This is a genomic window from Allobosea sp. (assembly GCF_035944895.1).
In the GTDB taxonomy this organism is placed as follows: Bacteria; Pseudomonadota; Alphaproteobacteria; order Rhizobiales; family Beijerinckiaceae; genus Allobosea.
This window is the reverse complement of sequence record NZ_DASZAT010000014.1, coordinates 150,104-170,044: the sequence shown is the minus strand read 5'-3', so window position 1 is coordinate 170,044 and position 19,941 is coordinate 150,104. Positions and strand designations below refer to the sequence as shown.

The window sequence follows — 19,941 nt, the reverse complement described above, 5'->3', positions numbered from 1 at the left end:
TGTCCGCTCGCGGCATGAACCGGTTCGGATGGCGCGAGCATGTGGCGCGACGAACGCAAGGCCAGCGCGCGCCGCGCGCGGCTCGAACGCGAATGGGCGCGGCTGTTCCGCTATGCCTGCGCGCTGGCGCGCGACCGTGAGCGGGCTGCCGACGCCGCGCAGGAAGCCGCCTTGCGGGTTCTCTCGGCCAGAAGCGAACCGGCGGACGATCCCGCCTATCGCCGCTGGCTCTACAGCATCCTGCGCAACCTGCTGATCGACCAGGGTCGGCGGCAGCAGCGCGAGCAGGGCACGCCGGCGCCCGAGCCGGCCGATTGGCGTTTCGACGAGCGCGCACTCAGCGCGATCACGGTGCGGCAGGCGCTGGAACAGCTGCCTGTCGCGATGAAGGAGGTGGTGGTCTTGGTCGACCTCGACGGCTTCAGCTATGCGGAGGCGGCCGCGCTCATCGGCGTGCCGGCCGGCACCGTCATGAGCCGCCTGTCGCGCGCCCGGGCCATGCTGCTCTCGATCATAGGGGGAGCCAATATCCGCGTGCTCCCGGCCCGCCATGCCGCAGGTTGACCAACCCTCCCGGTCGGACTGGGACAGGCTCAATGCCTTCGCCGATGGCGAACTGGCACCGGCCGAGCAGCGCGCCATGGCCGAGCGGCTGGCGACCTCGTCGGAGACGGCGGAGGCGCTGCGCGGCATCGTCCGGCTGAAGCAGGAACTGCAGGCGCTGCCGGCTGGCGACACGCCACCCCTGCCCTCGTTCCGGACATCCTCGCGTCCACGCTGGCGACAGGTCGCGGCCATCGCCGCCGTGCTCGCCATTGCCACGGGCTTGGCACTGATACCGATGCTGCTGCGGCAGGAAGCTTCCGAAAGCTTCCTCACCGCGTCCCTGACCGCGCATGAGCAATTTGCGGCCATGCCGCCCCAGCCCGCAGCGACCATCGCGCCGGCAGCGGCCAGTGCGATCACGAACGAGCTTGCCCGCCTCGGGCTGCTGCCGGTCTGGCAAGCCACTTCGGCGGCCGATCAGGTCAGGGTCGGCTTCGTCGGCCTGCGCGGCTGCCGGCTCAGCCTGCATATCAGCCCTCACGCGGAACCGGCACCTCCCTCCGACCAGCCGGCCAGGACGCTGGCGGGCTGGAACGCCGCCGGGCACGGCTATCTCCTGATCGCGAGCGAGATGCCTCCGGCGCGCTTCGAGATGGTCGCCGGTTTCCTCAAGGCGCTGACGAGCGAACCTGCGGACAAGGTCGCGCCGCTGCGCACCGCCCTCCAGAACGACTGGCGCAGCGCCCAGCCCTGCCTCGCCTGAAATATTTCTCGACCGGATGGAATGATCCGATCCGCTCGCACGTCTTGTCCTTCGAACGCCGGCGCAGTGACGCCGCCGCGAGGGAGGACATGATGGGCAAGCAGGAACGGTCCCTGGGCGAACTCTATGGCGACGATCCCGAACGCGGCGATGCGCTGGCCTTCGGCCGCCGCACCGGCTCCTCGCGCCGCGGCTTTCTCGGCGGCGCCGGGCTCGCGGCAATGGGTGCTGCCGTCGGCGGCGCGATCCCGTTCTCGGACAAGATGCCTGCCGGACTGGTTCCCGCCGCCCTCGCGCAAGGCACGCCGCCGGCTTCACCTGCCCCGGCAGCTGCCGCACCGAAGGGCCCGCAGCTACTCGATTTCCCCGGGAAGGCCAAGGGCCTCGTCCTGCTCGGCGACCGGCCGCTCGTCGCCGAGACGCCCGAGCACATGCTCGACGACGACACCACGCCGTTCGAGAAGTTCTTCGTCCGCAACAACGGCCAGACGCCGGACGAATTCAAGGAAGGTGACGCCTGGGAGTTCTCGATCGATGGCGAGGTCAACACGCCGCTGAAGATCAAGCTCGGCGAACTCAAGCAGAAGTTCACGCACAAGACCTTCCGCACGGTGCTGGAATGCGGCGGCAATGGCCGCTCCTTCTTCCAGCCGCAGGCGCGCGGCAACCAGTGGACCAATGGTGGCGCCGGCTGCGCCGAATGGACCGGCGTACCGCTCGCCGACGTGCTGCAGAGCGCCGGCCTGAAGTCGACCGCCGTCCATACCGGCAATTACGGCGCCGACCAGCATCTCTCGGGCGACGCCACCAAGGATGCGATCTCGCGCGGCGTGCCGATCGCCGCGGCACTGGAACCGCATGCGCTCCTGGTCTGGGCGATGAACGGCCAGCCGCTGCCGGCGATCCATGGCGGGCCGCTGCGTGTGATCATCCCGGGCTTCCCGGCCTCGGTCTCGCATAAATGGCTGAAGCGGATCGCGATCCGCGACAAGGTGCATGACGGCCAGGGCATGGGCGGCACCTCCTACTCCGTCGCGATCAAGCCGATGATCCCCGGCGGCAAGACCGACGACGCCAACATGCGCACCATGACCGACATGCCAGTGCGCGGCATCATCACCAATCCGGCCAACGGCACGCGACTTGCCACCGGCACGCGCAAGCTTGCGCTGCGCGGCGCCGCCTGGGACGGGCATGAAGGCGTCTCGCGCGTCGACGTCTCCATTGATTTCGGTGCGACCTGGCAACCGGCCAAGGCGGCCGAGCCGAAGAACCGCTATGACTGGCGGCGCTGGACCGCCGAGGTCGAACTGCCCTCGGACGGCTATTACGAGCTCTGGGTCCGAGCCACCGACAGCAAGGGCCGGGCGCAGCCGCATGTCGCCGGCGGCTGGAATCCGCAGGGCTACGGCGCCAACCCGATGCACCGGGTCGCGGTGCTGGTCGGGTGAGCGCCATGATCACACGCATCCGCCGCGCCGGGCTCATGCTCGGCGCGGGCCTGTTGCTCGCCACGTCGGCAGCGCTGGCACAGGCCCCTGCCCCTGCGGAGGAGACGCCGGAGATGTTCCCGGCCGGCCCGAACCGCGACGAGGCCTTCTATGCCTGCGTCGCCTGCCACAACTTCAAGCTGATCGCGGCGCAAGGGATGAGCCGCGAGAAATGGAGCGAGACGCTCGACTGGATGGTCAGCAAGCACAACATGCCGGCCCTGGCGACGGAAGAGCGCGGCAAGGTTCTCGACTATCTCGCCGAGGTCTTTCCGGCCAAGGCGCCGGCTCAGCAGGGCGGGTGGAAGAACCCGTTCCTGAACTGAGGCGACGCCTTCGGGTCAGAACAGCTTGAGCGCGACCACGCCGGCGACGACCAGCGCGATGCCGAGCCAGCCGGCCGGGCGGATGCGCTGGCCGAAGGCGAGCGCGCCGACCACGGCGGTCAGCACCAGGCCGACGCCGCCCCAGACGGCGTAGGCGACCGAGAGGTCCATGCCGCGGATCGCCTGCGCCAAAGCGGCGAAGGCGCCGACGACGCAGAGCACGCCAAGGGCGCCGACGAGCCGGCGCTTCAGCCCGTCCGAGATCTTGAGCAGGCTGGTGCCGATCACCTCTAGGGCGACGGCCAGCGCCAGCCAGGCGAGCGCAAAGGTCTGCGCGGAGGCAGCGAAGGTCACACCAGCCTCCGCTCATCCTCCTCAAGGGCCATATCGTCGGCGTCGTGACCGACGCCGCGTTCCAGCAGCACGATGCCGCCGATGATCAGGGCCAGCGCCATGATGCGCGGGACCGTCAGATGCTCGGCGAAGAAGGCATGGCCGATCAGGGCGATGCCGACGATGCCGAGGCCTTCCCAGACCGCGTAGGCGACGGCCATGGGGATGACCCGCAAGGCGACGCTCAGCAGGGCGAAGGACAGTCCGATCAGCACGAGCGGCAGGACCGCGACGAGGACCGGGCCCGCGACGAAGGCCTTCAGCGCCGACGTCGCGAGCAGCTCCACGGCGATGGCCGCGAGCAGGATCAACCAATGAAAAGACATAAGTCACACAGGGGCGCTGACCCAGGGCGCAGGCGGCGCGGGTGCGGCGTCTGCGGGGTGCGCATCGTTAGCGTTTAAAAGACGATGTTCGAGATGAAGGGAGCGCTCAGGCTTTCGCCGAAGGCCAGCACATCGCCCTGCCCAAATCACCGGAAATACCCGTGGGCAAGGTCAATGAAATATGTGCTTCTCAGACACTCATCGCGGCCTTAAGTGCCTGAATCTATGCTTTTTGTCAACTCAATCGCGATTTTCAGCGCTCTCAACATTATTTTCTCAGTCTCGAAACCCTCAGCTAATACCTTGAAGGTCCGAGCGAAAATCGACCTTTCCATAGGTCAAAAAGATGATGCCTCCGCAGTGCGGCTTCAGCCGCTTGCATTGCGCCGAAACCACTTCAAATCCCGATCGCTTCCGCAGAGTCCGATTAAGTCTTCCGAGAGCAATTTGCGCTAGGTCACGAGAGCTTTCAGCGCGGCGGCGAGCCCGCATACCCTGCGCGAGGACTGGACGAGATGGGCGCTTTCGACGTTCGCGACCTGATCAAGGCAGATTCGACCGGCCCTGCGCCGGCGGGCGGCGCCTCTTCCGGCGGCACGCGGACCTTCCACCCGCTGGCCGAGCGCATCGCCGCCATGCCGGTCAAGCAGACGCTGTCGCCGGTGCTGATCGAGGGGCTGGTGCGCCTCGCCGACATGCTGGTGATCCTCGCTGTCGGCGGACTGGTCTTCGCCTTCTACGTCGCCGGCAAGGTCGACTACGCCCTGCCCTACCAGGTCACGGTGCCGCTGGTGGCGGTCGGCGCGCTCGTCGTCTTCCAGGCGCTGCACCTCTATCATGTCAGCGCACTGCGCAATTTCATCAGCATCGCGGTGCGGGTCGCGGCCGGCTGGACGATCCTGTTCCTGCTGGCACTGGCCGGCTTCTTCTTCCTCAAGGTCGGCGACCAGGTCTCGCGCGTCTGGCTCGCCACCTTCTATGCGGTCGGCCTCGTGCTGTTGTTGGCCGAGCGGCTGACGGCCTCGCTGATCGTCCTTCGGCTCACCCGGATGGGCCGGCTCGAGCGGCGCACGGCGATCGTCGGCGGCGGCCCGGCCGGCGAAGAGCTGATCAAGGCGCTCGAGGCCCAGCGCGATACGGGACTGCGTGTCTGCGGCGTCTTCGACGACCGCAATGACGACCGCTCGCCCGACCTTGTCGCCGGCTATCCCAAGCTCGGCACGATCGACGATCTCGTCGAATTCGCGCGCCGCACCAAGCTCGACCTCGTCATCTTCACCCTGCCGATCTCGGCCGAGGCGCGGCTGCTCGCCATGCTGCGCAAGCTCTGGGTGCTGCCGATCGATATCCGGCTCTCGGCCCATATGTCGAAGCTGCGCTTCCGGCCACGGTCCTATTCCTATATCGGCGCGGTCCCGGTGCTCGACGTGTTCGACCGGCCGATCGCCGACTGGGACATCGTCGTCAAATGGGTGTTTGACAAGGTCGTCGGCACGCTGGCGCTGATTGCCCTGTCGCCGTTGATGATTGCGACCGCGATCGCGGTGAAGCTCGGCTCGAAGGGGCCGATCCTGTTCCGCCAGAAGCGCTATGGCTTCAACAACGAGATGATCGAGGTGCTGAAGTTCCGCTCGCTCTATCACGAGATGAGTGACTTCGCCGCCGCCAAGCAGGTCACCAAGGACGATCCGCGCGTCACCCGCGTCGGCCGCTTCATCCGCAAGACCTCGATCGACGAATTGCCGCAGCTGCTCAACGTCGTGTTCAAGGGCAATCTCTCGCTGGTCGGCCCGCGCCCGCACGCCATCCACGCCACCGCATCGAACCGCGCCTATGAGCAGGTCGTCGACGGTTATTTCGCCCGCCACAAGGTCAAGCCCGGCATCACCGGCTGGGCCCAGGTCCATGGCTGGCGCGGCGAGACCGATACCGAGGACAAGATCCAGCGCCGCGTCGAGCATGACCTCTACTACATCGAGAACTGGTCGGTGCTGCTCGACCTCTACATCCTGATCAAGACGCCGTTCTCGCTGATGACCAAGAACGAGAACGCCTATTGAGCTCGCTGGCGCACAGCCCGGGGCTCGGCCGTCGTCTCCGGATTTCCCACGCCGCCCTGCAGCGCGGCGCGCTCTGGCTGCTGACCGCGTCCAGCTGGGTTGCGATCATCGAGCCTTCGCCCTATGAGATCGCCTTCCTGCTGGTCCTGGCGGTGTTCGTGGTCACCGGCATCCGCCTGTCGCGGGCGCTGCTGCCGCTGGCGCTGCTGCTGCTTGGCTTCAATCTCGGCGGCGCCATCTCGCTGATCCCCTGGATGAACGATCCGGATGCGGTGCGCTTCATCGCCGTCTCCTTCTACCTGATGGTCACCGCCATCGTGCTGGCGGCCGTCATGGCTGACGACACGCAGGCCCGGCTCGAGGCGCTGAAACGCGGCTATCTGTTCGCGACCTGGTGCACCGGCCTGCTCGCGATCGTCGGCTATTTCGACATTGCCGGCCTTGGCGACCATTTCACGCTCTGGGGCCGCGCGACCGGCACGTTCAAGGATCCGAACGTGCTCGGTCCCTTCCTGGTGCTGCCGATCGCCTTCGTGCTGCATGACATCCTGGTGGGGCGGCGCGGGCTCGTCGGCGGCCTTTGCCTGATCAGCGTGCCGCTCGCAGCGCTGTTCCTGACCTTCTCGCGCGGCGCCTGGGGCAACCTCGCGGCCGCAGTGCTGCTGATGGCAGGCCTGACCTTCCTGACCGCGGAAACGGCCCGGATGCGGGCGCGCATCGTCGCGCTGGCCCTGACCAGCCTGCTGCTCGCGGCCGTCACCCTGGCGATCGCCCTGTCCTTCGACGTCATCCGCGAGATGTTCGAGGTCCGGGCCAGTCTCGACCAGAGCTATGATCTCGGCGTCACCGGCCGCTTCGGCGCGCAGCTGCGCTCGATTCCGATGCTGCTCTCCGAGCCCAACGGCTTCGGCCCGCTGCGCTTCCGCTGGCTGTTCCTTCAGCAGGACCCGCACAACGTCTACATCAACGCGTTCGCCTCCTATGGCTGGCTCGGCGGGTTCTGCTGGCTGGCGCTGACCGTGGCGACCTGCTGGGCCGGCTGGTGGCTGGTGTTCCGGCGCGGCCCGCTGCAAGGCCAGGCGATCGCGCTCTGGTCGGTGCTCTTCGTCACGATCCTGCAGGGTTTTCAGATCGACACCGACCACTGGCGTCATTTCTACCTGATGCTCGGGCTGGTCTGGGGTCTGGCCGCCATTGCGCGCCGCCCGGACGGTGAGACCGCGCCATGACCGGAAAGACCGAGGAAGCCCGGCAGAACCAGGCCATCCAGATCCTGCGCGGCCTCGCGGCGCTGCTCGTCGTGATCGGCCATGCGATCCATGAGACGCAAGTGATGGGCAGCGCCCTCGGGCGTGCGCCGCTCGACGGTTCCCTGCTGCGCTGGAGCACCGGCGTCGACATCTTCTTCGTCATCTCCGGCTTCATCATGGTCTACAGCTCGACGCAGCTGTTCGAGCGTCCGGGCGGTTGGCGCAGCTTCCTCTGGCGGCGCTTCGTGCGGATCGTGCCGCTCTACTGGCTGCTGACGACGCTCTTGCTGCTCGGTGCCCTCGTCGCGCCGCGGCTGCTGAACGTGCCGATCGACGATTGGCGGCACGTGCTGGCCTCCTATCTCTTCATCCCGTCCCTGCGGGCGCCGGGCGAGATCCGCCCGGTCATGGCGCTCGGCTGGACGCTGAACCTCGAAATGTTCTTCTACGTGCTGTTCGCCTGCACGCTCGCCTTGCCGATGCGCTGGGCCGTGCCGGTGCTGACGGCGATCCTCGCGCTGCTCGCCGGCATCGGCCTCGCGCTCGAGCCGACGCAGGTCCAGCTCGCCTTCTGGACCCAGTCGATCATCCTCGAATTCGCCTTCGGCTGCCTGCTGGCGCTCGCCTATCTCGGCGGCCTGCGGCTCGGCGCACCGGCGGCGCTCTTGCTGGCCTGCGCCGGCATGGCGGGCCTGGTGCAATGGTCCGCACTTGCGGATGGTCAGCCGCCGGATGCGCTGCGCTGGGGCGTGCCTGCCCTGATGATCGTCGCCGCCGCGGCGCTGTACCGGGGGGCGAGCGCGGAGCGCGGATCGTCTTCGCACCTGCTCGGCCTCGCGGTACTGCTCGGCAACGCCTCCTACAGCCTCTATCTGGTGCATCCGTTCGCGCTGCGGCCGCTGCGCAATCTCTGGACGCAGCTCGTCGGCGGCGCGCTTCCGCTCACCGCCTATGTCGTGGTCGCGACGGCTGCCTCCTGCCTCATCGCGCTATTGCTCTATCGCTATGCGGAGCAGCGCCTGCTGCGCGCCATGCGCGGCCGACGGCCGGGCGGAGCCGGCGAGCGCAAGGTGCCTTCGCCGCTGGCGGCTCAGCGTTCCTTGCGCACGACCACATAGGCATAGGTCGTCACCAGGCGCCAATCGGCCTTGGCGGCGAGCCGGTTGAAGGCGGCATCGATGCCGCGCAGGCCGGGCATCCGCTCGAAATAGCCGCTGCCCCAGAAGGGCTGGACGTGGACATCGCGGAAGCCGGCACGCTGAAGCATCGGCGCCAAGGTCGCGCGGCTGCCACGGCACCGGTCGTAGAAGGCCGGGAAGACAGGATCGTCGCCATCCTGCCGCCGCGCCGGGAAGAGCGCATGCATGATGGCGCGCGAAGCCGCCTTCGGCAGGATGTGATTGAGCGCGAAGACCGGCGCCCAGAGCGTCGGCATGAAGGCGAGCCCGATACCGCCCGGCGCCAGCAAGGCATGGATGTTGGCCCAGGCGCGCTCGACATCGTGGACATGCTCGAACACCATGCGCGAGATCATCATGTCGTAGCCGCCGCGGGCGACATCCGGCTCGGACAGGTCGCCGGCGATGTCGAAACGAGCGGTGCGCAGCCCCTTGGGCGTCAGCGCGAGTTCACCCGCATCGATGTCGTTGACGATAAGGTCGAGCCCATGACGGCCCGCATCCTCGGCGCTGAAAAGCGGATCGCGGCCGCCGCCGATCTCGCACAGCCGCGTCAGGCCGAACTGGTGCATCAGCGCCAGGATCGTCGCCTCATAGTGTTCCCAGGCCCAATTGGAATGCCAATCCGGCTGGAGCCCGGCGAAAAAGCTTTCCAGCGAGCCCCTGCCCGCCGCCGCGACGTCCTGGGGCCGCAGCGCCCGACGATCGCCCAACGCCATCGACATGACGATATGTCCCGTTTCCTGCTGTGAGGCGCCGACCCTGCGCCCACTGCGGGAACCGCGCAATCGGAGCCTTAAGGGAAGGTTAACAGACCCCAGAGCCAAACGCTCCGAAAAGGGACAGTGCCGGACTGACGCCGCCGGCCTTCAATCGCACTCGGTCAAATCGCCATTGCTGACCTTGTGGGTATGGCATGTCACCGGGCCTGTCCGTTCCCGTACGCAAGCGGAAAGCGCGCAAGCGAGGAGCGACAGGGCGACGATGATTCTCACTCGGAACGACATGGGAGCGCGGCTGATGGAGGAGATATCCGCTAGTTGGCAGCGCTTGAGCCGGTTTCGTTCTGGAAGCGCCAATGGGGCGGCCGGGCCGCCTCTCGCAAAACTCAGATCGAAGAAGAAAATGGTCGGAGCGAGAGGATTCGAACCTCCGACCCCTTGTCCCCCAGACAAGTGCGCTAACCGGGCTGCGCTACGCTCCGACGGGTCGGCTTATAGAGTGCACGACGCCGCGATGCAACGCGGCAATTGCCGGATTGGAAGGCTGGATTCACAGCTGCCTGTCGTCATGCGGCGGCGGTGCGACCTCGGCCGGCGTAACCCCCTGCGTCCCGCGCGACGGACCAGGGTGCGCACGAGCCCGGCGAGGACGATCACCAGCGGCAGGGCCAGCACCGCGCTGCCCTCCAGTGCGAGCCAGATCGACGTCGCCAGCGTCGCAATCGTTGCAACGACGAGGAGGATGTTGGTCATGCCGTGTCCGATCCGGCCCAGGACCGCCGCTGCGGCCCGCGCGACTGCTCCTCCGGCGAAGATAAGCTTCGCACTGCGGCCAATCCACTCTTCAGCCGGCCAAACAGGCTCGGGACCTTCCGAGCGGATCGCGCCAGCCTCAGGCCAGGTTCAGGATTGGGCGCCGCGGAATGCGGCCAGCCTTGGCATGTGAGCTGCGCCGGCCCCGCTGCTCGCTTCGTGCTTGCGGCCGGCGCGCCTTGAGTTCGCCAGACGCCATCGGCGGGGGCGATGCCGACAGGCGCAAACCCCGATGGATTTGCGGTCTGCGCCACGATCCTCGCTTGCGTACCGGCATAGTCGACAGCCTGATCGCGGACCTTGCCAGCGCTCGCCTCGAACAACTGGATCATCATCGCTTCCGTGCCGCAGTGCGACGTCGCCCGAACAACGCGCGAGAGCAGCACAGGTGTCACCGCACCGCGACAATCCCGCTGTCTTGCGGCATGCTGAGATACCTCAAACACTGGGAAACGTGATGATCCGCCCGACCCTGCTCGTGCTGTCCGGCCTTCTGCTCCATGCCGGCGACGCCAGCGCCTCGCTGTTCTGCCTTGTCCCGGAGACAGCCGACGGCTTCGTCGCCCTGCGCGCCGCGCCGGGCGCGCAAAGCCGGCTGGTCCTGCGCATGAAGGCAGGCGACGAGGTCCAGATCATCGAAGGCGGCCGCGGCGGCTGGAGCAAGGTCAGGCACTGGCCCGGCGAGACCAGGCTGGCGAAGGGCTATGAGGGCTTCAGCGAGGGACATGTCGCGCGCCGCTTCCTCAGGGAGTGTGGCTGAGTGGCGGGCCAGGCCGCTGACGAATACGGCCGCCTGCCGCATGAACCAAGGCCCGCAACGGCAAGGATTCGTTAACGTATTCTGTTCAAATGCGGTTCACAGGGTGAAGGTTATCTTCATGATACTGGCACCGATTCGTGGAGGCCCTGTCATGACCCTGGACTGGCGCAACAGCCTGATGCTCGGCTTCATCGCGGCCGTGTTCGTCGCCTGCCTGTTCGGCCCCTACATGATCTCGGTGATGCTCGGCGGGCTCGGCCTGACGTGCTATCTTTCGAAGCACATCAGGCCTGGAGCCTGAGGCTCATTCAGGCGGCGAGCGCCTGACGCCGCGCCAACCAATCCCGCACCAGCCCCAGATCCGCCTGTGACAGGCCATGGCCGGTCGGCAGGCTGCGATGTTCGACCGAGGCCCCTGCCCCGACGAGAGTCTCCGCCAATCGCGCCGCATTCTCCTCCGGGATGATCGGATCGAAGCTGCCCGAGACGATCAGCACGGGCTTGCCGTCCAGAGCCGCGCCCGGCGGCTTGGTGAAGGGCGACATCGCCCGCAGCAGCACCGCTCCCGACAGCACCTCCGGCCGCAGCAGCAGCATCGCAGCGGCAATGTTGGCGCCGTTCGAGAAGCCGAGCGCGATCGGCGCCGGCAGCCCGTATTGCGCCCGCGCCTGCTCGACGAAATCGGCAAGTTCATGCGTACGCCGGGTGAGGTCGTCCTCGTCGAAGACGCCCTCGGCCAGGCGGCGGAAGAAGCGCGGCATGCCGGCTTCCAGCGTCCGCCCGCGCGGCGAGAGCAGGCCTGCGCCCGGCGCGACGGTGCGTCCGAGCGGCAGCAGGTCGTTCTCGTCGCCGCCGGTGCCGTGCAGCAGCAGGAGCGGCGCAAGGCCGGGCGCAGTCGCCGGCTCGAAGCGATGGATGAAGGGCTCAAGCGCGTTCATGGCGCGGCCTCCTTTCACGATGATGTTCAACGAAGGGCGCCCCGCCCGAAGGCGGGGCGCATTCATGGATCAGGCGAGGGCCGGCAGCACGGCCTCGATCTCGTCGCGACGCGTCTCGTACTGCGACGGCAGCTTGAGCGCGCCGCCGAGGTCATCGGCCGGCTCGTCGATGGCAAAGCCCGGCGCGTCCGTGGCGATCTCGAACAACACGCCGCCGGGCTCGCGGAAGTAGACGGAGCGGAAATAGAACCGGTCCCTCTGCTCGGTGGGGCGCAGGCCGAAGGTCTCGACCAGCGTCTTCACCATGCGAGCCTGCTCTGCGTCGTCGCCGGCGCGGAAGGCGATGTGATGCACCGAGCCGGCGCCCATCCTTGCCGGCAGGAAGCCGCCGGCCGCACGCAGGTCGACGACGCCGCCATGGGCGCTGCCCTCCGCCCGCATGCGGACGGTGTTGCCCTCACGGCCGGCCTCGACGAAGCCGAACACGTCGCGCAGGATCGCGGCGGTCGTCTCCGTCTTGTCGAGCAGCAGGGTGACGCCGTGGAAGCCGCGGATCGCGGATTCGACGGGCACCTCGCCATTGTCCCAGGCCGGCTCGCTCTCGCTACCGGGCACCGCGACCAGAGCAAGCCGCATCCCGTCCGGATCGCGAAAGCCCAGCACGGTCTCGCCGAACCGCTTCTGCGGGGCATCATGGGCGACGCCGTTGGCAACGAGCCGATGCGTCCAGTAGCCAACCGCCGCCGCGGGAATGCGGAAGGCGGTCACTTCCGTCTCGCCGACGCCGAGCCGGCCGGGCGCGACATGCTCCCAGGGGAAGAAAGTCAGGATCGTGCCGGGATTGCCGTCAGCATCGCCGAAATAGAGGTGCCAGGTGGTCGGGTCGTCGAAGTTCACCGTTTTCTTGACCAGGCGCAGGCCGAGGACGCGGCTGTAGAAGTCGAGATTGCGGCGCGCAGGGCCGGCGATGGCGGTGACGTGGTGGATGCCGTTGATCTGCATGATGGTAGTCCTCCGGGCTGCGAGAAGCGGCCCTCGTTGACGCCAAGATGGTTGCGGATGGCCAAATTGCCAGACCTCATTCATTGCACAAAAGCAATGTCGATATCCTGAAATGCCAATTTGAATTGCGATATCGAGATCGGCATTCTCTGCGCCAGACCAAACCGGTCCTTCGGAGAAAGACCATGATTGACACTCGGTTCGCCCCTTATGGCGCCCTCGTATTGCGCGTCGCGCTCGGCGTGATGTTCATCGCCCACGCCTATCTGAAGTTCGCCGTCTTCACCGTTCCCGGCTTCACCGGCTTCCTCGGCCAGGTCGGCCTGCCCGGCTTCCTCGCCTGGCCGATCATCCTGGCGGAAGTGCTCGGCGGCCTTGCCATCCTCACCGGCTTCTATGGCCGCTATGTCTCGATCCTGCTGCTGCCGATCCTGCTCGGCGCGCTGTCCATCCACGCCCCCAATGGCTGGGTCTTCAACGCCTCGAATGGCGGCTGGGAATATCCCGCCTTCCTCGCCCTGACCGCCTTCGCCCATGCCCTGATCGGCGACGGCGCGCTGGCGCTGCGTTCGGCCGGACTGCCGGTTGCGGCCAAGCCCGCTCTGGCCTGAGCCTCGGCGACCATTGCGACAGAACGGGCGACAGGTTGCTGCAACCTGTCGCCCGTACCATGTATCAGGGGTAGCTGACTCGCCCGGAGCCGCCCGCTTGCCGACCCCCACTTCTTCCGTCGCCTGGGACGATTTCCGGCTGATCAAGGCCATCGCCGAGGCGCGCAGCCTGCCGGCCGCTGCCGAGCTGATTGGGCTCAACCATTCCACCGTCTTCCGTCGCCTCGGCCAGATCGAGGAGAATCTCGGCACGCGCCTGTTCGAGCGGCACCGCTCCGGCTATGTGCCGACGCCCGCCGGCGAGGAGATGGCAGCCCTCGCCGAGCGGCTGGAGACCGACATCGCCGGCTTTACCCGGCGCCTCGCCGGCCGCGAGATCCTGCCAGCAGGCGAATTACGCGTCACCACCAACGATTCCCTGCTGGTCGAATTGCTGACGCCGCTCTTCGCCGCCTTCATGAAGCAGTGCCCCGACATCAAGCTCGACGTGCTGCTCGGCAACCAGGCGCTCAACCTCAGCAAGCGCGACGCCGATGTCGCGATCCGCGCCACCGACAATCCGCCGGAGAACCTGGTCGGCCGCCGGGTCGCGCAAATCGGCTGGGCGCTCTACGGACGGGCAATCGATTTTCCGAACGGGGCGCCGGCCAACCCATCTGAACTCACGCAGCAGCGCTGGATTTCGCTCGGCGACCAGTTCAGCAACTTCAAGGTCGTCCAATACCGCCAGAAGCACATCCCGGCCGACCAGACCGTCTACAAGCTCAACACCGTGCTCGGCCTCGCCGAAGCCGTCGAGGCCGGCATCGGCATCGGCTTCCTGCCTTGTTTCATCGCCGATAAGCGGCCGGCGCTGGTCCGGCTGGCGCTGCCGCAGATCGGCTATGCCGCGGATCTGTGGCTGCTGACCCATCCGGACCTGCGTCACTCCCCGCGGGTGCGGCTCTTCCTGGACTTCATGGCGCAGGAACTCGCCAAGCTGCGGCCGCTGATGGAGGGCGGCCCGGCGGGCCGGGAGGATACCGAAGCGCCCTCGCCGGCCGAGGCGTAGCCAGCGTCAGGCCGCCTGACGGTTGATACCGGATTCCGCCAGCTTGGTCAGCTTGCTGTCGGCGGCATGCTCCTCGTCGAGATTCTGCTGCAGCAGCGCAGCGCAATCCTCGCGACCGAGCTGCTTGGCCCAGGCGGTCAGCGTGCCGTAGCGCGTGATCTCGTAGTGCTCGACGGCCTGCGCCGCCGCGATGATTGCCGCATCCAGGACCTGCTTGTCATCAACCTCGCCCGTCACCTCGTCGGCCTCTTCGAGGATGCCGTCGATCGCCGGGCAGTCGACGCCCTTGGCCTCGACCCCATGCTGCTGGAAGACCTGCTCAAGCCGGCGGATATGGCCCTCGGTCTCACCGAGATGGGCCTGGAGGCCGTTGCGCAGCTGCGCGTCGGTCGCCTTCTCGATCATGGTCGGGAGCGCCTTCCTGATCTGGTTCTCGGCGTAGTAGATATCCTGGAGCTGATGCACGAAGAGATCGTCCATCGTCTTGATGTCCTTGGAAAACAGGCCCATGCCTTCCTCCTGTTCGCGTTTGCCTGGATGAGTACCGACGCAGCCTGCGCGGGCGGCGTGCCTCCCTGTCGCTGCAACGTGTGCCGCCGCAAACTGTTCCGGGCATGTGCGATGGCGGATGCAGCCCGCGGACATCTACGCTAGGCTGCCGATATGGAGCTGCTCATCCCCCTCATCGCGGGCCTGGCGCTGATCTGGCTGATCGGCCGCGGCGTGCCCTGGGACGCCAAGCTGGTGACGATCGTCGCCACGCTCGCCGTCATCGTCGTGGTCGTCCTGCTCGAACGCAACGGCCTCTGGCCGGAGGCGTTCCGGCGGCGCTGAGGCGCCGCCGGTCAGGCTTACGAGGTTCGTTCAGGACACCAGCTTCAACCCGACGATGCCGGCAACGATCAGGCCGATGCAGGCGAGGCGCAGCGCCGTCGCCGGCTCGCCGAACAGGATGATGCCGAGGATGGCCGTGCCGATCGTGCCGATGCCGGTCCAGATCGCATAGGCGGTGCCGAGCGGCAGGCTCTTCAAGGCGAGGCCGAGAAGCCCGAGGCTCACTCCCATGCTGGCGACCGTCAGCAGCGTCGGAGCGAGCCGGCTGAAACCATGCGTGTATTTCAGGCCGATGGCCCAGCCGATTTCGAACAGGCCGGCGAAGAAGAGATAGGTCCAGGCCATGGCGGCCCTCCTTATGGGAAGGGCGGGGTCGTCCACGCCTATTGGGAAACGCAGGGCAAAGACCCGCGGAGGTCGTCCTCGCTGGCTGATCTAGCGAGCGGAGCGCGACGATTCAAGCGCAGGCGCGCTCAACCGTCCTCGCCAACGGTCGCGCCGGCAAGGGCGCCGTGCAGCAGACGGCGGCATTCGATCAGCTCGGAGAGCGTCGCTTTCAGGAAGGCGAGATCATCGGCGCCGACCAGCGGCTGGGCCGCGCGGGGCAAGGAGGAGAGCAGCGCCTTCGCTGCAAAACCCGGCTCCATGGCTGGGGCAGGCTGGTGATGCTGCGCCGGCTGGGCCGCCGGCATCGCCTCGCCCGGCGGCGGTGCCATGTGGGCGACCGCAGATGGCTGGGTGGGCGCGTTGCTGCCGACGATCTCGCCGCCGCGGCCGATCGCCTGGACGTAACGTGGCCCCTGCTCCTTCAGGATGCGCTGCAGGCCCTTGATGGTGTAGCCCTCGCCGTAGAGCAGGCGGCGGATGCCCTTGAGCAGGGCGACATCGTCAGGCCGGTAATAGCGCCGGCCGCCGCCGCGCTTCAGCGGCTTGATCTGGGAGAAGCGCGTTTCCCAGAAACGCAGGACGTGCTGGGGAATGTCGAGGTCTTCGGCGACCTCGCTGATGGTCCTGAATGCGTCTGGGCTCTTGTTATCCAATTCGGCCTCGAATCCGCTGCCGTGGAACTCCAGAGTCACTCTTCCTCACCCACGCCGTTCAATCCGTTGATCCGCGCCTTCATCACATTGGACGGCTTGAACACCATCACGCGACGCGGCTCGATCGGCACTTCGACGCCGGTTTTTGGATTACGCCCGATTCGCTCGCCTTTGTCTCGCACGACGAACGAGCCGAAGGAGGACAATTTGACGTTTTCCCCACGCGCCACCGCATCGCAGATCTCGTCCAGCACCGCTTCGACCAGCTTGGACGACTCTGTCCGCGACAGGCCGATCTTCTGATAGACGGCCTCGCACAGATCAGCCCGCGTAATCGTTTGCCCCGCCATCAATTCCTCCAAGGCGTTTCTTCAAATAGCGGCGTCCCTAGTCAACCATCGCCCCACCGGAGGCGGACGCTAGGCGGCGAGGCGACTACGGTCAATCCTCGACACACCCGCACAGGTTGAAAAACGCGGAAAATCCGCGCTGACGACCGCTAAGAAAATGTCATAAATCCAAAGTGCTTAGCTTGGGCGGCCCAACCTGGCCACTACCAGCGGATCAGCGCCGACCCCCAGGTGAAGCCGCCACCCATCGCCTCGATCAGGACGAGCTGGCCGGGCTTGATCCGCCCGTCCATATGGGCCTGCGCCAAAGCGAGCGGAATCGAGGCCGCCGAGGTGTTGCCGTGCTGCCCGACCGTAACGACGACACGGTCCTCGCTGATGCCGAGCTTATGAGCGGTGGCGTCGATGATGCGGCGGTTGGCTTGATGCGGCACGAACCAGTCGATGTCGGCGCCGCTGAGCCCCGTCTCCTCGAAGGTGTGGCGCACGGTGTCGGCGAGGTTGACCACGGCATGCTTGAAGACCTCGCGGCCCTCCATGCGCAGAAAGCCCACGGTCTTGGTCGAGCCCGGCCCGCCGTCGACATAGAGCTTGTTCATGTAACGGCCGTCGGAGCGGACATGGGTCGTCAGCACGCCGCGATCGGCGAGCGTGCCGGCGCCCTCCTCCGCCTGCAGCACGACGGCGCCGGCGCCGTCGCCGAACAGCACGCAGGTGGCGCGGTCTTCCCAGTCGAGAATGCGTGAAAAGGTCTCGGCGCCGATGACGATGGCGGTCCTGGCCGCACCGCTGGTCAGGAACTTGTCGGCGGTGGCGAGTGCGAAGACGAAGCCGGAGCAGACGGCCTGCAGGTCGAAGGCGGCGCCTTGCGTGATGCCGAGCGCGGCCTGAATCTGGGTCGCGGTCGCCGGGAAAGTGTGGTCGGGCGTCGCGGTCGCGACGATGATGAGGTCGACCTCGCTTGCCGGGATGCCGGCGTCGGCAAGCGCGGCCTGTGCAGCCTTCAGGCCGAGCGTGCTGGTGGGCTCGTCGTCGGCCGCGATGTGGCGGGCATGGATGCCGGTGCGCTGGACGATCCACTCGTCGCTGGTGTCGACCTTCTCAGCCAACTCGGCGTTGGTCATGATGCGCGCCGGCAGATAGGAGCCGCAGCCGCGCAGGACGGATCGCATTCTGGACAAGGACGTTTCTCTTCCCTACTCGCCGGCGGCGACTTGTGGGCTTGCCGATGCCGCGCTGGGCCGCGCCGTCGCGGCGACCATCTCGCGTACCTTCGCCATCAGATTCTCGCGCACCATCTCGTAGCCGAGTTCGGTCGCGCTGGCGAACCCGATGGCATCCGTGCCGCCATGGCTCTTGATCACGATGCCTTCCAGGCCAAGAAAGACGCCGCCATTGGCCTTGCGCGGGTCCATCTTCTCCTTCAGCGCGGCGAAGGCGCCGCGGGCGAAAAGATAGCCGATTTTCGACATCAGCGAACGGCCCATCGCGGCGCGCAGGTATTCGCCGATCTGCTTGGCCGTGCCTTCGGCCGTCTTCAGGGCGATGTTGCCGGTAAAGCCCTCGGTGACGACGACGTCGACCGTACCCTTGCCGAGATCATCGCCCTCGACGAAGCCGTGATAATCGAAATGCGGCAGGTTGCTCTCGCGCAGGATGCGGCCGGCCTCCTTGATCGCCTCGACGCCCTTGATCTCCTCGACGCCGATATTGAGCAGGCCGACGCTCGGCCGGTCGAGATCGAAGACGACGCGGGCCATGGCCGCGCCCATCACGGCAAGATCGACCAGATGCTGGGCGTCGGCGCCGATGGTCGCGCCGAGATCGAGCACGATGCTCTCGCCGCGCGCCGTTGGCCACAGGCCGGCAAGCGCCGGCCGGTCGACCTGCGGCATCGACTTCAGGCAGAACCTCGACATCGCCATCAGCGCGCCGGTGTTGCCGGCCGAGATGGTGACGTCGGCCTCACCGGTCTTGGTGGCATCGATGGCGCGCCACATCGACGACTTGTAGCGGCCATAGCGCAGGGCCTGGCTCGGCTTGTCGTCCATCTTCACCGAGACCTCGGTGTGATGGAAGGTGGTGACGGCCTTGAGCTGCGCATGCGCATCGAGCAGCGGCACGACCTCGGCCTCGTTGCCGAAGATCACGAATTTCGCATCCGGGCGACGTTCGAGCGTGAGCGCAGCGCCCGGGATGACCACGGACGGGCCGTGATCCCCGCCCATGGCGTCTAGCGCGATTGTAACCGGGCGTGTCATGCGGTGGTGATCGATTCCAGGGGCTGCGCCCCCTTGCCAGGCGGCCGGGCGGGCGGCGGACAATAGCGGGTTGGCCGCTCGCCGCAAGGGAAAGCGCGGAGGTTTCTGCCGATCATTGCTCGCGCTTCAGCTGCAACAGGGCGGCGAAAGGCGATTCGGCCGGCGTCTCGGGGGCCGGCTCGCTGAACGCCACGCCGGGCTTGCGCGGATAGGGATCGAGCGACAGCGCCAGGAATTCGAGCGTGACCACCCCCAGATCGATCATGCCGTCGACGATCGGCTCCGGCGGCTCCTCCTCGTTGAGCAGCACCTCAATGTCGATTTCGTCGTCCTCGGACGGCTTCGCCATGGCGGCGATCTCGGCCTCCGGCGCGAAATCGAGCTTGATCGGCACGTTGAGCTCGACCGGGAAGGCATCGAGAGTGACGACGCAATTCTGGTGCAGCCTCGCCTTGATCATGCCCTCGAGCTTGAGCCGTTCGCCATTGCGCGAGAGCGAGTACCCCGCCTTCAGCGCCTCGACCGAGGCGACGCCGAGATAAGTCGCGATCGCAGCAAGATCGCCCTGCTCCGGCGCGACCTCGACCGGAACCGGCCGCAAGGTGATGCTCTCGACGCGAATCGGATGATGAAGGGGCAACTTGTCCTGAGGGGAAACGGTCATGCTTCGAGACTGCCTGAGAAAGGCGGGAACAACGGGTCGGCGGCAAGGATATCGTCGAGCGAGCGCGTGGCCAAGACGGCCGCCCCGGCCCTGACATGGCGGGCGAGCGCCGGCGCATCGATCTGCGGGGCGATGTTGCGGGCGAGCGCGGCTTCGAAGGCACCAGGCTCCCCCGCGGCAAGCGCCTCCTCATAGCCGCTGAGCCGACCATAGAAACTGCGGCCGATCTTCTTCATCCGCTTCGGCACGGCGACATCGCTGATGCCGCCCTGCCGGAAACCAAGCTCGAGATAGGCGAAGCTGGCGTCGACCAGGTCCTGCGCCACGTCGGCCGCCGGGGCCGGCAAGTCGCGCAAGCGCCGCAGCATCAGGAAGAGATGCAGCGTCAACGCCTCGAAACGCCCCTCGAAATCATCGGGCACACGGCCTTGCAGATACAGGGCCGGCTCACGCGAGGCGCCGACGATGCGCTCCAGCAACGTGTTGACCGGCGCCATGCGCGCCCGCTTCCTGCCGAACAGGCCGAAGATCACAGCCCTACCCCGCCTTTCTCAACTCACTTG

At 67.0% G+C, this 19,941-nt stretch carries 26 protein-coding genes and 1 tRNA gene; 12 read left to right on the top strand and 15 right to left on the bottom strand.

What is annotated here, in order from left to right; all coding sequences use genetic code 11:
• Positions 1–39: 39 nt before the first annotated feature.
• The 4 genes from VGV58_RS26230 to VGV58_RS26215 all read left to right on the top strand — a co-directional run bounded on the left by VGV58_RS26230 (position 40) and on the right by VGV58_RS26215 (position 3,125).
• A complete protein-coding gene (locus VGV58_RS26230) occupies positions 40–564 on the top strand; it encodes an RNA polymerase sigma factor (RefSeq protein WP_326877003.1) in 525 nt (174 codons plus the stop codon).
• The gene (locus VGV58_RS26225) at positions 551–1,309 is read left to right on the top strand and encodes an anti-sigma factor family protein (RefSeq protein WP_326877002.1); all 759 of its coding nucleotides are present in this window, start codon (positions 551–553) and stop codon (positions 1,307–1,309) included. Before VGV58_RS26230 ends, VGV58_RS26225 begins: the two co-directional genes overlap by 14 nt.
• 89 nt (positions 1,310–1,398) lie before the next feature.
• The gene (locus VGV58_RS26220) at positions 1,399–2,760 is read left to right on the top strand and encodes a sulfite oxidase (RefSeq protein ID WP_326877001.1); all 1,362 of its coding nucleotides are present in this window, start codon (positions 1,399–1,401) and stop codon (positions 2,758–2,760) included.
• Positions 2,761–2,765: 5 nt separating this feature from the next.
• On the top strand, positions 2,766–3,125 hold the full coding sequence (locus tag VGV58_RS26215; protein ID WP_326877000.1) for a hypothetical protein: 360 nt from the start codon (positions 2,766–2,768) through the stop codon (positions 3,123–3,125).
• 15 nt (positions 3,126–3,140) lie between these two features.
• Here VGV58_RS26215 and mdtI read toward each other — a convergent pair whose 3' ends face one another.
• Together mdtI and VGV58_RS26205 are read right to left on the bottom strand one after the other, a co-directional pair.
• The gene (mdtI, locus tag VGV58_RS26210) at positions 3,141–3,479 is read right to left on the bottom strand and encodes a multidrug/spermidine efflux SMR transporter subunit MdtI (protein ID WP_092158625.1); all 339 of its coding nucleotides are present in this window, start codon (positions 3,477–3,479) and stop codon (positions 3,141–3,143) included.
• Entirely contained in the window at positions 3,476–3,844 is a 369-nt protein-coding gene (locus VGV58_RS26205) for a DMT family transporter (RefSeq protein WP_326876999.1), read from the bottom strand. Before VGV58_RS26205 ends, mdtI begins: the two co-directional genes overlap by 4 nt.
• A 515-nt stretch (positions 3,845–4,359) precedes the next feature.
• Here VGV58_RS26205 and VGV58_RS26200 point away from each other — a divergent pair.
• The 3 genes from VGV58_RS26200 to VGV58_RS26190 are packed head-to-tail and all read left to right on the top strand — an operon-like array spanning position 4,360 to position 8,272.
• Entirely contained in the window at positions 4,360–5,904 is a 1,545-nt protein-coding gene (locus VGV58_RS26200; RefSeq protein ID WP_326876998.1) for an undecaprenyl-phosphate glucose phosphotransferase, read from the top strand.
• Positions 5,901–7,133: an O-antigen ligase family protein gene (locus VGV58_RS26195; RefSeq protein ID WP_326876997.1), complete on the top strand. Its 1,233-nt coding sequence runs from the start codon at positions 5,901–5,903 to the stop codon at positions 7,131–7,133. Before VGV58_RS26200 ends, VGV58_RS26195 begins: the two co-directional genes overlap by 4 nt.
• On the top strand, positions 7,130–8,272 hold the full coding sequence (locus tag VGV58_RS26190; protein ID WP_326876996.1) for an acyltransferase family protein: 1,143 nt from the start codon (positions 7,130–7,132) through the stop codon (positions 8,270–8,272). Before VGV58_RS26195 ends, VGV58_RS26190 begins: the two co-directional genes overlap by 4 nt.
• Here VGV58_RS26190 and VGV58_RS26185 read toward each other — a convergent pair.
• The 3 genes from VGV58_RS26185 to VGV58_RS26175 form a co-directional block, all read right to left on the bottom strand.
• Entirely contained in the window at positions 8,245–9,057 is an 813-nt protein-coding gene (locus VGV58_RS26185; RefSeq protein ID WP_326876995.1) for a methyltransferase domain-containing protein, read from the bottom strand. The genes VGV58_RS26190 and VGV58_RS26185 overlap by 28 nt on opposite strands.
• A 401-nt stretch (positions 9,058–9,458) precedes the next feature.
• Positions 9,459–9,536 (bottom strand) — tRNA-Pro (locus VGV58_RS26180).
• A 10-nt stretch (positions 9,537–9,546) separates the two neighbouring features.
• Complete coding sequence (locus VGV58_RS26175) at positions 9,547–9,807, bottom strand: hypothetical protein (RefSeq protein WP_326876993.1); 261 nt, start codon at positions 9,805–9,807, stop codon at positions 9,547–9,549.
• 517 nt (positions 9,808–10,324) lie between these two features.
• Between VGV58_RS26175 and VGV58_RS26170 the strand changes: the two genes are divergently transcribed.
• Both VGV58_RS26170 and VGV58_RS26165 read left to right on the top strand, forming a co-directional pair.
• On the top strand, positions 10,325–10,627 hold the full coding sequence (locus tag VGV58_RS26170) for an SH3 domain-containing protein (RefSeq protein WP_326876992.1): 303 nt from the start codon (positions 10,325–10,327) through the stop codon (positions 10,625–10,627).
• A 151-nt stretch (positions 10,628–10,778) separates the two neighbouring features.
• Entirely contained in the window at positions 10,779–10,928 is a 150-nt protein-coding gene (locus tag VGV58_RS26165) for a hypothetical protein (protein WP_156412304.1), read from the top strand.
• A 7-nt stretch (positions 10,929–10,935) separates the two neighbouring features.
• Here the strand turns inward: VGV58_RS26165 and VGV58_RS26160 are convergent, their stop codons facing one another.
• Positions 10,936–11,565 (bottom strand): alpha/beta hydrolase, encoded by a 630-nt coding sequence (locus VGV58_RS26160; protein WP_326876991.1) that lies wholly within the window; start codon positions 11,563–11,565, stop codon positions 10,936–10,938.
• Positions 11,566–11,634: 69 nt separating this feature from the next.
• Positions 11,635–12,567, bottom strand: a complete 933-nt coding sequence (locus tag VGV58_RS26155) for a ring-cleaving dioxygenase (protein WP_326876990.1) — start codon at positions 12,565–12,567, stop codon at positions 11,635–11,637.
• Positions 12,568–12,752: 185 nt separating this feature from the next.
• Here VGV58_RS26155 and VGV58_RS26150 point away from each other — a divergent pair, with 185 nt between their 5' ends.
• Entirely contained in the window at positions 12,753–13,178 is a 426-nt protein-coding gene (locus VGV58_RS26150; protein WP_326876989.1) for a DoxX family protein, read from the top strand.
• 97 nt (positions 13,179–13,275) lie between these two features.
• A complete protein-coding gene (locus VGV58_RS26145) occupies positions 13,276–14,229 on the top strand; it encodes a LysR family transcriptional regulator (RefSeq protein WP_326876988.1) in 954 nt (317 codons plus the stop codon).
• Positions 14,230–14,235: 6 nt separating this feature from the next.
• On the opposite strand, the gene VGV58_RS26140 is transcribed toward VGV58_RS26145, so the two are convergent.
• Positions 14,236–14,739: a YciE/YciF ferroxidase family protein gene (locus VGV58_RS26140; protein WP_326876987.1), complete on the bottom strand. Its 504-nt coding sequence runs from the start codon at positions 14,737–14,739 to the stop codon at positions 14,236–14,238.
• 153 nt (positions 14,740–14,892) lie between these two features.
• On the opposite strand from VGV58_RS26140, the gene VGV58_RS26135 reads away from it, so the two are divergent.
• Positions 14,893–15,063 carry a hypothetical protein gene (locus tag VGV58_RS26135; RefSeq protein WP_326876986.1) on the top strand — a complete coding sequence of 57 codons (171 nt, stop codon included), beginning with the start codon at positions 14,893–14,895 and terminating at the stop codon, positions 15,061–15,063.
• A 30-nt stretch (positions 15,064–15,093) separates the two neighbouring features.
• Here VGV58_RS26135 and sugE read toward each other — a convergent pair whose 3' ends face one another.
• The 7 genes from sugE to VGV58_RS26100 form a co-directional block, all read right to left on the bottom strand.
• Entirely contained in the window at positions 15,094–15,408 is a 315-nt protein-coding gene (gene sugE, locus VGV58_RS26130; RefSeq protein ID WP_326876985.1) for a quaternary ammonium compound efflux SMR transporter SugE, read from the bottom strand.
• A 128-nt stretch (positions 15,409–15,536) separates the two neighbouring features.
• On the bottom strand, positions 15,537–16,103 hold the full coding sequence (locus VGV58_RS26125; RefSeq protein WP_326876984.1) for a MerR family transcriptional regulator: 567 nt from the start codon (positions 16,101–16,103) through the stop codon (positions 15,537–15,539).
• 35 nt (positions 16,104–16,138) lie between these two features.
• Positions 16,139–16,453, bottom strand: coding sequence for an integration host factor subunit alpha (locus tag VGV58_RS26120; protein WP_057192231.1), 315 nt, complete (start codon positions 16,451–16,453; stop codon positions 16,139–16,141).
• Positions 16,454–16,656: 203 nt separating this feature from the next.
• On the bottom strand, positions 16,657–17,634 hold the full coding sequence (locus VGV58_RS26115; protein ID WP_326876983.1) for a beta-ketoacyl-ACP synthase III: 978 nt from the start codon (positions 17,632–17,634) through the stop codon (positions 16,657–16,659).
• A gap of 15 nt (positions 17,635–17,649) precedes the next feature.
• Positions 17,650–18,714, bottom strand: a complete 1,065-nt coding sequence (plsX, locus tag VGV58_RS26110; protein WP_326876982.1) for a phosphate acyltransferase PlsX — start codon at positions 18,712–18,714, stop codon at positions 17,650–17,652.
• Positions 18,715–18,826: 112 nt separating this feature from the next.
• Positions 18,827–19,378: a YceD family protein gene (locus VGV58_RS26105; protein WP_326876981.1), complete on the bottom strand. Its 552-nt coding sequence runs from the start codon at positions 19,376–19,378 to the stop codon at positions 18,827–18,829.
• Entirely contained in the window at positions 19,375–19,875 is a 501-nt protein-coding gene (locus tag VGV58_RS26100; protein ID WP_326876980.1) for a ubiquinol-cytochrome C chaperone family protein, read from the bottom strand. The genes VGV58_RS26105 and VGV58_RS26100 overlap by 4 nt, the downstream gene beginning before the upstream one ends.
• Positions 19,876–19,941: the final 66 nt, after the last annotated feature.